The sequence below is a fragment of the Actinokineospora enzanensis DSM 44649 genome, from assembly GCF_000374445.1.
GTDB lineage: Bacteria > Actinomycetota > Actinomycetes > Mycobacteriales > Pseudonocardiaceae > Actinokineospora > Actinokineospora enzanensis.
Genome location: NZ_KB894412.1, coordinates 189163 through 201885, shown reverse-complemented (window position 1 = coordinate 201885; position 12723 = coordinate 189163). Strand labels below are relative to the sequence as shown.

The window sequence follows — 12723 nt, the reverse complement described above, 5'->3', positions numbered from 1 at the left end:
ACCAACGCCTCCTGGCTGAACTGGATCGAGTGCGAGTTCACCGCACTGCGGTACTTCACCCTCGACGGCAGCGACTACCCCTCCCACACCGCCCAAGAGACCGCGATCGCCCGCTACATCCGCTGGACCAACAAACACGCCACACCCAAACAACACTTCGCGGTCAACTCCAAGATCCGCAGACCTGATTACCTACCCAACATTGCTTGATGCGGCACTAGTCGCCTCCGGCACGGACGCGCGCGAATGGCTGACGATCGCGCAGGCGTTCGCGGGGCCGCCCGGCCGGGGGAGGGCGCGCACGTGATCAGGATCGGCAACGCCTCCGGGTTCTACGGTGACCGGTTGTCGGCCATGCACGAGATGCTCACCGGCGGCGAGCTCGACGTCCTCACCGGCGACTACCTCGCCGAGCTGACCATGCTCATCCTCGGCCGCCAACGCCTCAACGACCCGGCGAGCGGGTACGCCCGGACATTCCTCCGCCAGCTGGAGGGAACACTGGCGATCGCCGTCGAACGCGGGGTCCGCATCGTCACCAACGCGGGCGGCCTCAACCCGTCCGGCCTCGCTGCCGCGATCCGCGAACTCGCCGCACGCATGGACATCCCGCTGGCGGTCGCACACGTGGAAGGCGACGATTTGTTGCCCCGCGCCGACGCCCTGACAGCCAACGCCTACCTGGGTGGCTGGGGCATCGCCGAATGCCTGCGGGCGGGCGCCGACATCGTGGTCACCGGCCGGGTGACCGACGCCTCGCTCGTGGTCGGCCCGGCCGCCGCCCACTTCGGCTGGACCCCGGAAGACCACGACGCGCTCGCGGGCGCGACCGTCGCCGGGCACGTGATCGAGTGCGGAACCCAGGCCACCGGCGGAAACTTCGCCTTCTTCACCGAGCTGGATGTCACCCACCCGGGCTTCCCGATCGCCGAGGTGCACGTGGACGGCTCTGCGGTGATCACCAAACACCCCGGCACCGGCGGCGCGGTCACCCGGGAAACCGTGCTGGCGCAACTGCTCTACGAGATCCAGGGCCCGGACTACCTGGGCCCGGACGTCACCACTCGGTTCGACACCATCACCCTCACCGAGGACGGCCCGGACCGAGTGCGGATTTCCGGTGTACGCGGCGGACCACCGCCGGAGACGGTGAAGGTGTGCGTGAACACGCTCGCCGGTTTCCGCAACAGCGCCACGTTCGTGTTGTGCGGCCTGAACATCGAGGCGAAGGCGGATCTGGCCCGCCGCCAGCTGGAGAACACCATCGGCCCCGACGGTCTCACCTGGACACTCGCCCGCACGGACCACTCGGACGCGCCGACCGAGGAAACCGCCAGCGCCTTCCTGCACGCCACCATCAAGACCCCCGACCCGACCCGCGCGAAAGCCTTCGCCCGCGCCACGGTCGAGCTAGCCCTGGCGAGCTACCCCGGTTTCACCCTCACCGCCCCACCCGCCGACGGAACCCCGATCGGCTTCTACCGCCCCGAGTTCGTCCCCCGCGACACGGTCAACCACGTCGCCGTCCTCGCTGACGGCACTCGCCGCGCGATTCCCTGGGCGCCCGCTTCCCCTGTTCTCGCTCGAACCATCGAGGTGTCGACGTCAATCGATTTCGGTCCCACGAAACGAGTCCCGCTGGGCAGCGTCATCGGGGCTCGCTCCGGCGACAAGGGCGGCGACGCCAATCTCGGCGTCTGGGTCCGCGATCCTGCCGCTTACGGCTGGTTGTGCGCGGAACTCACCATCGCCCGTCTCCGGGAACTCCTCCCGGAGACGGAAGGCCTGGTCATTGAACGCCACCCATTCCCTAACCTGAACGCCCTGAACTTCATCCTCCACAACCTCCTCGACGACGGCGCAGCCACCACCATCCGCTTCGACCCTCAGGCGAAAGCCCTCGCCGAATGGCTCCGCTCCCGCCACGCCGATGTCCCAGAGTCCTTCCTATGACCCCCGGCCCCGAAGCACACCCCCGGCCCCGAAGCACGCCCCTCCCACCCGGGGGGCAACCCGCCCAATACGTGGAACCCTAGGCGATCTTGGCCGCTGTCAATATCCCCCGATCGAGACCTGTGCACGACCAAGCGGGCATGTGCACAACCCACCCCCGACCGACCCAGAAAATCAAGCACGCATGCTTGAAAACACCCCCCACCCATGCCACCGTGATCAGGTGACCGTCTTGCGCTCGGCCGTGGACACCACGTCCACCGACCACCAGGCCAACCGCGACGCCATGCTCGGCAAGCTCGCGGAGCTGGAGGCCGAGCACGCGAAAGCGGTCGCAGGCGGCGGTGACAAGTACGTGCAACGCCACCGCGCAAGAGGCAAGCTTCTCGCCCGTGAGCGCATCGAACTCCTCCTCGACCCAGACTCCCCCTTCCTCGAACTCTCTCCCCTGGCCGCGTGGGGTACCGACTACCAGGTAGGCGGCAGCCTCGTCACCGGCATCGGCGTGGTCGAAGGCATCGAGTGCCTCCTGAACGCCAGTGACCCCACCGTCAAGGGCGGCGCGATCAACCCCTGGGGCATGCGCAAAGGCTTTCGCGCGGCGGATATCGCCGCGCAGAACAGGCTGCCGATGGTCAACCTGGTCGAGTCCGGCGGCGCCGATCTCCCCACGCAGAAGGAGATCTTCATCCCGGGCGGCCGCACCTTCCGCGACCTCACCCGCGCGTCCGCCGCCCGCATACCGACTGTCGCGCTCGTGTTCGGCAACTCCACCGCGGGCGGCGCCTACCTGCCCGGCATGTCCGACCACGTCGTCATGGTCAAGGACCGCGCCAAGGTCTTCCTCGGCGGACCGCCCCTCGTCAAGATGGCCACCGGTGAGGAGTCCGACGACGAGTCCCTCGGCGGCGCCGAGATGCACGCGCGCGTCTCCGGTCTGGCCGACCACCTCGCCGTGGACGAGCGGGACGCGATCCGGATCGGGCGCGGGATCGTCGCCCGCCTCAACTGGCGCAAGCAAGGACCACAACCACGAACGGACTACCGCGAGCCCGAACACGACCCCGAGGACCTCCTGGGCATCGTCCCCACCGACCTCAAGACCCCGTTCGACCCCCGCGAGGTGATCGCCCGCGTAGTCGACGGATCCGACTTCGACGAGGTCAAACCCCGCTACGGCACCAGCCTCGTCACCGGCTGGGCGCGGCTGCACGGCTACCCGATCGGCGTCCTCGCCAACGCGCGCGGCGTCCTGTTCAGCGAGGAAGCGCAGAAGGCCACCCAGTTCATCCAGCTCGCCAACCAGACCGACACGCCGCTGCTGTTCCTGCACAACACCACCGGCTACATGGTCGGCAAGGAGTACGAGCAGGGCGGCATCATCAAGCACGGCGCCATGATGATCAACGCGGTGGCCAACTCGGCGGTCCCGCACCTGTCCGTCCTCGTCGGCGCCTCCTACGGCGCGGGCCACTACGGCATGTGCGGTCGCGCCTACGATCCCCGGTTCCTGTTCGCCTGGCCCAGCGCGAAGTCCGCGGTCATGGGGCCCACGCAGCTCGCGGGCGTGCTGTCGATCGTGCTGCGGCAGGGTGCCGAACGGCGCGGGCAGCCCTACGACGAGGAGCACGACGCCGCCATGCGGGCCATGGTCGAGGGGCAGGTCGAGGCCGAGTCGCTGCCCATGTTCCTGTCCGGGATGCTCTACGACGACGGCGTCATCGACCCCCGCGACACCCGCACCGTGCTGGGGATCTGCCTGTCGGCGATCCACTCGGGACCGATCGGGGGCGCCCGCGGCTACGGCGTCTTCCGGATGTGAGCGCCATGATCCGTTCCGTGCTGGTGGCCAACCGCGGCGAGATCGCCCGCCGGGTCTTCCGCACCGCTCGCGTGCTCGGCATCTCGACCGTCGCCGTGTACTCGGATGTCGACGCGGACGCGCCGCACGTCACCGACGCCGACCTCGCCGTCCGCCTGCCCGGGGCCACGCCCGCCGACACCTACCTGCGGGCCGACCTGGTCGTCCGGGCCGCGATCGACGCCGGGGCCGACGCCGTGCACCCGGGTTACGGCTTCCTCTCGGAGAACCCGGGGTTCGCCCGCGCGGTGCTCGACGCCGGTCTCGGATGGGTGGGCCCGGACGTGCACGCGATCACCCGGATGGGGTCCAAGATCGAGTCCAAGGCGCTGATGGCGGCCGCCTGCGTGCCCGTGCTGTCCGAACTGGACGGTGTGAGCGCGGCCGATCTGCCGGTGCTGATCAAGGCGTCGGCCGGGGGCGGCGGTCGTGGCATGCGGATTGTGCGCAGGCTGGAAGATCTTGACGCCGAGCTGGCGGCGGCCCGGTCGGAGGCGCTGTCGGCGTTCGGCGACCCGACCGTGTTCTGCGAGCCCTACCTGGAACACGGCAGGCACATCGAGGTCCAGATCCTCGCCGACGCGCACGGGACCGTCTGGACGATCGGCGAGCGCGAGTGCTCGATCCAGCGCAGGCACCAGAAAGTCCTCGAAGAGTCACCGTCACCGCTGGTCGAGCGCACGCCCGGGATGCGGGAGCGGCTGTTCGACGCGGCCCGCGCGGCCGCCACCGCCATCGGCTACACCGGCGCGGGCACGGTCGAGTTCCTCGCCGACGACACCGGCCGCTTCCACTTCCTGGAGATGAACACTCGCCTGCAGGTCGAGCACCCGGTCACCGAATGCGTCACCGGCCTGGACCTCGTCCGCCTGCAATTCGCCGTCGCCGAAGGCGCTCGCCTGCCCGCCGAACCGCCGCCGAGTCGTGGGCACGCCATCGAGGTCCGCCTCTACGCCGAGGATCCCGCGCGCGACTGGCTCCCGCAGAGCGGCACCCTGCACCACTTCGAGATCCCCGGCGTCACCCACACCTTCACCAACGACGGCGAATCCGGTCTACGGCTGGACTCCGGGGTCGAACCCGGCTCGACCGTGTCCGTGCACTACGACCCCATGCTCGCCAAGATCATCGCCTGGGCGCCGGAACGCACCGCCGCCGCCCGCGCATTGGCGGGCGCGCTCACCAGGTCGCGCGTGCACGGCCTGATCACCAACCGTGACCTCCTTGTCCGCGTCCTCCATCACCCGGCGTTCCTCGCGGGTGACATCGACACGACTTTCCTCGCCCGGCATCACCTCACGGAACCGTTGCTGGACAAGGAACCCGTGGCCGCTCTCGCCGCCGCGCTCGCGGACGCGGAGGCCAACCGGAGAGACGCCCGCGTGCTGGGGCGGCTTCCGGGCGGCTGGCGCAATGTCGTGTCCCAACCGCAGGTCAAGACGTTCGGCGACCACGAGATCCGCTACCGCGTGACCCGCTCCGGCCTGGTCGCCGAGGGCTTCGACGACGTCCGCCTGGTGTCGGCGACCCCCGATCAGGTGCGCCTGGAGATCGCGGGCGTGCTGCGGACGTTCACGGTCGCCCGCGTCCCCGGCTGGTCGTTCGTGGACACCCCGCACGGTTCGGTCGCGTTCCCGGTGCCGGACCGCTTCCCCGACCCCGCGACCCGGCTCGCCGCCGGTTCGCTGCTCGCCCCCATGCCCGGCACCGTCGCCCGCCTGGCCGTCGCCGCCGGTGACCGGGTCGTCGCAGGTCAGCCGCTGCTGTGGCTGGAGGCGATGAAGATGGAGCACCGGGTCGACGCCCCGGCCGCCGGGGTCGTCACCGCACTGCCGGTCGCCGCCGGTGACCGGGTCGAGGTCGGCCGGGTCCTGGCCGTCGTGTCCGAGGAGGAGTCATGACGTTCACCGAACCCCCCGAACGCCAGGAGCTGCGCGTGGCCGTCGCGGCCCTGGCCAGGAAGTACGGGCACGAGTACGCGCTCAAGGCCGCCCGATCCGGTGGTCACACGACCGAGCTGTGGGCTGAGGCGGGACGGCTCGGCTACCTGGGCGTCAACGTCCCCGAGGAATACGGCGGCGGTGGCGGCGGCATCGGCGACCTCGCGGCGGTCTGCGAGGAGCTGAGCGCTGCAGGCACCGGCCTGTTGCAGATCGTGGTCTCGCCCGCCATCTGCGCCACGATCATCGCCCGCTTCGGCACCGACGCGCAGAAACAGCGCTGGTTACCGGGATTCGCCGACGGCACGGTCCGGATGGCCTTCGCCATCACCGAGTCCGAGGCGGGATCCAACGCGCACCGCCTCACCACGACCGCCCGCCGCACCGCCGAGGGCTGGGTGCTCACCGGGAACAAGGTCTACATCTCGTGCGTGGACGAGTCCGACGCGGTGCTCGTCGTGGGCCGGACCGAGGACACCACGACCGGCAAGCTCAAGCCCGCCCTGTTCATCGTCCCCGCGGACGCCCCCGGGTTCACCTTCCGGCGCATCGAGATGGACATCATCGTTCCCGACCACCAGTTCACCCTGTTTCTCGACGATGTCGCGCTTCCGGGGGACGCCCTGGTCGGCGCCGAGGATGCAGCCCTGCCGCAACTGTTCGCGGGCCTGAACCCGGAACGGATCATGGCGGCCGCGTTCGCCGTGGGCCTGGGCCGGTTCGCGCTGGACAAGGCCGTCGCGTACGCGAAGACCCGCACGGTGTGGAAGGACCCGATCGGGGCGCACCAGGCGATCGCGCACCCGCTCGCCCAGGCCAGGATCGAGCTGGAGCTGGCGAAGCTGATGACCCAGAAGGCCGCCGCGTGCTACGACGCGGGCGACGACCTGGCGGCGGGCGAGGCGGCGAACATGGCCAAGTATGCGGCGGGCGAGGCCGTGGTGCGCGCGGTGGACGCGGCGGTGCAGACGCACGGCGGCAACGGCTTGGCGAGTGAGTACGGTCTCGGTGCCCTCGTCGCGGCGTCCCGGCTGACCCGGATCGCCCCGGTGAGCCGCGAGATGATCCTGAACTTCGTGGCGCAGTCGAGCCTCGGGCTGCCCCGCTCGTACTGAGTCCTGCCAGGTCGTATCGGGCCGTCGTGAAGGGTGCCGAATGGGTGACACCGCGCGCGAACCGCGCCAGGACCGCAGCCGGGTCACCCGGCAGCGCCTGCTGGCCGCCGCCGTGGACTGCCTCGCCGAGGTCGGCTGGACCGGCAGCACGGTGTCGGTGGTCGCCGAGCGCGCGGGCGTGTCCCGGGGCGCGGCGCAGCACCACTTCCCCACGCGGGAGGACCTGTTCACCGCCGCCATCGAGTACGTCACGGAGCAACGGGTCACCCACATCCGCTCAGGTTTCCCGGACCTGCCCGCCGGACGTGACCGGACGGAGTTCGTCGTCCACACCATCGGGGAGATGTACGCGGGGAAGCTCTTCCGGGCGGCACTGCACCTGTGGGTGGCCGCCGCCTCGGACAACCAGCTGCGGAAACGGGTCGTACCGTTGGAGGCGCGGGTCGGTCGGGAGACGCATCGGCTGGCCGTGGAGGCGTTGGGCGCGGACGAGTCCCGGCCCGGGGTGCGCGAGGCCGTGCAGGCCACCCTCGACCTGGCCCGTGGCCTCGGCCTGGCCAACCTGCTGACCGACGACACCCGTCGCCGTCGCCGCGTCCTGGCCGAGTGGGCGGCTGTCCTGGACACCGCGCTGTCGTGACCCGCGAGGCCGCGTGGACACGGCAGGGTTGCGCAGTGGTATGTCGGATGAACGGCCCAGCCGATTGCCATAACCGGACCGGCAACACAATCCGACGTTAGCGTGAGACACCCTTTCGCCCGTTATGGGAGGACGGCAATGCGTCCACGCGCCCTCGCCGCCACACTCGCGGCGTTAACCCTGTTGACCCCCTCTCTCGCCGGCGCAGACCCCACCGGACTGCCGCAGTATCGGCAACTGTCCGGCACGGGGTCCGCTGTCTCCGAGGATCTGTACAACGCCCTGTCGAACGTCGTCACCGGCCGGGGAGGCACGAAGATCCTCGGTTCGTACGACACCACGGGTTCACCGACCATCTCCACGAAACCCGACTGCACGGTCCCACGCTCGTACACGCTGCACGAGTCTGTCGCCGCCGGGGACGGTTGTCTCCAGTTCGCCCGCGCGGCCGCATACAACAGCCTGACCCGCGACGCCACGTACTTCTCCATCGGCTACGCGGGACTCACCTATGCGATCGCCCACGACACTGTCGTCTCACGCGCGCTCCACGACCAACGCCTCCGACCGATCTACAGCTGCATGGACAAGGCGAACTACCAGCCGCTGCTGCCGCGATACGGTTCGGACGTGCGATCGGAGTTCCTGCGGTCGCTGTGGCTGGACGACGGTCCCGACTTCACCACCAGGTTCCCGTGCGTGCGCGACAGCATTGACGGGGTCCCGATAGCGGAGAACGACGGCCGTGTCCTGACCTCCCCCGACCAGATCGTCCCCTACGGCGTTCCCGCCTACCTGACCCAGCCACCCGCGCAGCGCGCGAACGCGGACCTGGGCCGCTTCAACGAGATGTCGTTCGCCCGCATAGACCCCACTGTCGACCCGGACACGATCGTCTACCTGACGCGGGACACCTCGCGCATCAGCCGGGACCTGACAGACGCGCAACTCAAGCAGATCTACACCTGCTCCACGACCGGTCACACACCCCTGCTACCGGGTTACGGATCGCGCGTGCGCACGCAGTTCCTGGACCGGCTGGGGATTCCGAACACCCCCGACCTGACCACGACCTACCCGTGCGTCCGCGACACCAGCCCGACGGGCCCGCTGCCGATCGAGGACGCGTCCGTCCTGGCGACCGACACCGACATCGTGCCCTTCGACATCCAGACCTATGTGGACCAACTCAACAACCTGCTCGACGACACCCGCTCCCACGTCACTGTCAGCCGTGTCAACGGCGTGCCCCCGGTGACCGGCAAACTGGCGGGGCCGCGCAACGCCCTGTACGCGGTGGTCCCGAACGCCCTGGCCAAGAACCCGGCCGTGGTGGCCGCCTTCTCGGGGCAGTATTCGGCGGTCTGCCGCAACGGTGCCCTCATCCGGGCCCTGGGCTATGTCGACATCGTCGGCCTCGGCTGTGGCTGGGCGGACACTGGCAACCTCAACCCCCGGGGCCACCTGCCGCCAGCCTGACCACGGATCTTCCCGACCCCCGCCCTCGCCTGCCCGAGGGCGGGCCCCACAACCACGAGCGTACGGACTTCCCCTCCCTGCCAGGACATTCACAGCTTGGCTGTGGACGAATTCCCGCGACTGTGGACAACTTCCCCGGCCCCCCGACGATCCGTCCGGCCCAGTACCTGCTCGCATACCAAGATCGACACCCGTCCGCACGGCACACCCCGCCCGCGCCAGGGGCTTTGGGTCCCTACTCAAGGCTGTCCGATGTGGATCGCTGTCACTAGCCCTCGATGGCCGCTGTGGATGAGTTCGATGGCATGTGGACAACCCCCGCCGTCCCCGCCGTCCCGACTCCGGCCGACCAACGACACCCCAGCCAAGATCACTCCGACCGAGTTCGCTCCAACCAAAGATCGCTCCGACCGAGGTCGCCCCCGATCAAGATCATCCCCACCCCGGGGCCCTCCCACCCGGGGTATTCGAGGTCCCACTTCAAAGCCTATCGAGTTCGCGGCCCTGTCAAGAGGGGGCGGTGATGGCCTGGGGATGGCTGGCGGGGTATGTGGATAACCCCGGCCGAGGGGGCCGTGACGCCGGGCATGATCATCTCGGGCGTGTGGCCGCCCTCCCGCGCCGCCCATCCAGCGATCGGGTGCCGCATCACGCTGGTGGTTGTGGATGGATTCGGGGGGTTGTGGACAACTCACGGGACGTGACTGACCACGGGTGCCGCGACGGCGGCTGGTGAAGGTGGCAAGTTGCCAGGCTGGGCCATGGCGCGCGTGTCCGCGTTAGCGGTCGCGAGTGGCGCGTCGCACGACGCTCCAGGTGCCGCCGTGCGGGCGGTGGGTGCCAGGTTGGGGGCAGTGCCTGGCGGGGATGAGGGGGTGGGTGGCGGGAGAAGAAGACCTAGTGCGGGGTGGCGCGCAGGAGCTGGCGGAGGAAGTCCACGTTGGTCTGGGTCTTGCGGAGGCCGTCGAGCAGCACCTCCGTCGACCGTTCCCGGTTCTGCAGCACCCGCCGCAGGAGCTGGACCGGGCTGAGCTCACCGGGGGAGAGCAGCAGCTCCTCCTTGCGCGTCGAGGAGCGGGTCACGTCGATCGCCGGGAAGACGCGGGCGTCGGCGAGGGAGCGGTCAAGGCGGAGCTCGGCGTTGCCGGTGCCCTTGAACTCCTCGAAGATCAGGGTGTCGCCCTGGGAGCCGGTGTCCACCAGGGCGGTGGCGATGATGGTCAGCGAGCCGCCGCCGTCGATCGCGCGGGCGGCGCCGAGCAGGCGCTTCGGCGGGGTGAGGGCGGCGGAGTCGACGCCGCCGGAGAGGATGCGGCCGGAGGCGGGGGCGGCCAGGTTGTAGGCGCGGCCGAGGCGGGTGATCGAGTCGAGCAGGACGACCACGTCGCGGCCGGACTCGGTCAGCCGTTTGGCACGTTCGACGGCCAGCTCGGCGAGCGCGGTCTGCGCGGCGGGCGCGTGGTCGAAGGTGGCCGCGATCACCTCGCCGGGCAGCGACCGGCCCAGGTCGGTGACCTCCTCGGGGCGCTCGCCCACCAGCACGGCCATCAGGTGGCACTCCGGGTGGTTCTTGGCGACGCCCTCGGCGATGGCGCGCAGCACGGTCGTCTTGCCCGCCTTGGGCGGCGCGACGATGAGCGCGCGCTGGCCCTTGCCGATGGGCATGACCAGGTCGATCGTCCGCGCGGTCAGCGCGTGCGGCTCGGTCTCCAGCCGCAGCCGGTGGTGCGGGTGGACGGGCACGAGCTCGGTGAACACGGCGCGCTGCCGGGCGTGTCGCGGGTGCGCGCCGTTGACGCTGTCGAGGTGCACGGCCCCCGCGCGGATCTCGCCGCTGATGGTGTCGCCGCGCCGCAGGCCGTGCTCGCGCAGCACGCGGGGCGGTAGTGGCACGTCGTGCTCGCTGGGCAGATAGCCCTCGACGCGGACCGTGGGGCGGTCGCGCGGCAGATCGAGCACGCCGGTGAAGGTGTGGTCGGACATGGAAGACCCCCGATGGGTAGCGTTGTCCGACACCTGGACGGGGAGGTCCGGCCGGACGGTGAGAAGAGAGTCCTTCGTGGGGGCGTGAGCCAGCATCCACGACAGGGAGAACGGCCCTGAGGTTAGCCCGTATGCCGTCGCGGCGCAACTATATCCGGACCAGTGTCACCGGCAGGCCGCCCGACGGCACCGGCAGCGCCGTCTGGTCCCAGTGTACGCGGTAGCCGTCCGGCAGCGTCCAGCGCCTGCGCCGCAGCAGCTCGTGGAGCAGGGCTTTCACCTCGTACATGCCGAAGTGCAACCCGATGCACTTGTGCGCGCCACCACCGAACGGCATCCACAGGTAGCGGTGCGCCTTGTCCTCGCGCCGGTCCGGCGCGAACCGCCCGGGATCGAAGCGTTCCGGGTCCGGCCAGTACTCGGGGAGCAGGTGGTTGAGCCACGGCGTGACCATGACCAGGGAGTCTGCCGGGATGTGCCTGCCGAGCACGGTGGTGTCCCGGACGGTGCGCCGGGCCAGCGACGGGACGGGCGTGACCAACCGCAGCGACTCGCGGACCACCATGTCCACAGTGGTCAGTCGGTCCAGTTCGGACGTCGACAGTGGACCGTCGGGCAGCCCCATGGACTCCGCGCGGGCGCGTTCCTGCCATTCCGGATGCAGGCCGAGGTGGTAGATGGCCGACGTCGTGGTGATCGTGGCGGTGTCGTGCGCGGCCATCATCAGGAAGATCATGTGGTTGACGACGTCCTCGTCGCCGAACACGGATCCGTCGTCCAGGCGGGCGTGGCAGAGCGCGGCGAACAGGTCGTCGCCGCCTGCGGTCCGTTTGCCGGGGAGCGCCGACCGGAAGTACTCCGCCAACTCGCGCCTGCCCCGCAGCCCGGCCGCCCAGCGCGTGCCGGGAACGGGATAGCGGACGATCCCGGTACCCGCGCGCACGACACCGACGAAGGCATCGACGAGCCCGGCGTCACTCGGCCCACCCATGAACACCTCGGCGGCGATATCCAACGTGAGCCGTTTGAGCGCGGGGTAGAGGGCGAGTTCCTCCGGCCAGCGGGGGATTTCACGACGGATGACCTCGTTGGCACGCGCGACGTACCCGGCGATCCGGTCGGCGGTGAAGGCTTCCTGCATGAGCCTGCGGTGGAAGAGATGCTCGTCGAAGTCGAGGAGCATGAGGCCGCGCGGGAAGAACGGGCCGATGAAGTACGTCCATCCGGTCTGGGAGAAGGATTTGTCCTTGTTGGTGAGGATTTCCTGTGCGGCATCGGGTCCGGACGCCGAAACCATGCGCGTGCCGAAGGCGTTGGTCCAGGACAACGGCCCGTACTGGCGGTACCGACGCAACCAGAGGTCGGTTCCCTGGCGCAGTATGCCCAGCGTGTGCCCGAGAAGCGGCGCACCGGGGTCGCCGAGCACCGGCCGTACCCCTGGTGGTGGCGGCGCCAACTCGCGCACCGGCCACGCCCGATCACTCACCCACCGCTCGATTCGCCCGACGACCACACCCCCAGTCTTCCTGCCCACCACCCCGCGCCGCGAGCCCCATCCGCGTGGTCTCCACCGACCCCAACCCACCTGCGTGCTGGTCGTCGACCAACACCCGCCCACTACGACACCGGCGGCCGTCCCACCTCTCGTCCTGGCAAGCCAAAACAATTTCGAAAGAGAGCGGGCCCATTAAACCCGGATGCAGGTCGAAAGCCGGCCGAAACCCCATGGCCACCGAGCCGCCCGCCCCTCAC

The 12723-nt window shown here is 69.9% G+C and carries 8 protein-coding genes and 1 pseudogene; 7 read left to right on the top strand and 2 right to left on the bottom strand.

Going from position 1 to position 12723, the window contains the following annotated elements:
* The 7 genes and pseudogenes from C503_RS46790 to C503_RS43305 form a co-directional block, all read left to right on the top strand.
* Positions 1–210: pseudogene (locus tag C503_RS46790) on the top strand (IS630 family transposase); the annotation flags it as partial.
* 36 nt (positions 211–246) lie between these two features.
* Positions 247–1953 (top strand): acyclic terpene utilization AtuA family protein, encoded by a 1707-nt coding sequence (locus C503_RS0114825; RefSeq protein WP_211222396.1) that lies wholly within the window; start codon positions 247–249, stop codon positions 1951–1953.
* A 223-nt stretch (positions 1954–2176) separates the two neighbouring features.
* On the top strand, positions 2177–3775 hold the full coding sequence (locus C503_RS0114820; protein WP_018683000.1) for an acyl-CoA carboxylase subunit beta: 1599 nt from the start codon (positions 2177–2179) through the stop codon (positions 3773–3775).
* A gap of 5 nt (positions 3776–3780) precedes the next feature.
* On the top strand, positions 3781–5715 hold the full coding sequence (locus C503_RS0114815; protein ID WP_018682999.1) for an acetyl/propionyl/methylcrotonyl-CoA carboxylase subunit alpha: 1935 nt from the start codon (positions 3781–3783) through the stop codon (positions 5713–5715).
* Entirely contained in the window at positions 5712–6869 is a 1158-nt protein-coding gene (locus C503_RS0114810; protein ID WP_018682998.1) for an acyl-CoA dehydrogenase family protein, read from the top strand. Before C503_RS0114815 ends, C503_RS0114810 begins: the two co-directional genes overlap by 4 nt.
* A 40-nt stretch (positions 6870–6909) precedes the next feature.
* Positions 6910–7509, top strand: coding sequence for a TetR/AcrR family transcriptional regulator (locus C503_RS0114805; protein ID WP_018682997.1), 600 nt, complete (start codon positions 6910–6912; stop codon positions 7507–7509).
* Positions 7510–7647: 138 nt separating this feature from the next.
* A complete protein-coding gene (locus C503_RS43305) occupies positions 7648–8988 on the top strand; it encodes a hypothetical protein (RefSeq protein ID WP_018682996.1) in 1341 nt (446 codons plus the stop codon).
* 897 nt (positions 8989–9885) lie between these two features.
* Here C503_RS43305 and rho read toward each other — a convergent pair.
* On the bottom strand, positions 9886–10971 hold the full coding sequence (rho, locus tag C503_RS0114785; protein ID WP_018682993.1) for a transcription termination factor Rho: 1086 nt from the start codon (positions 10969–10971) through the stop codon (positions 9886–9888).
* A 148-nt stretch (positions 10972–11119) separates the two neighbouring features.
* Entirely contained in the window at positions 11120–12457 is a 1338-nt protein-coding gene (locus C503_RS39410; protein ID WP_245572485.1) for a cytochrome P450, read from the bottom strand.
* Positions 12458–12723 lie beyond the last annotated feature (266 nt).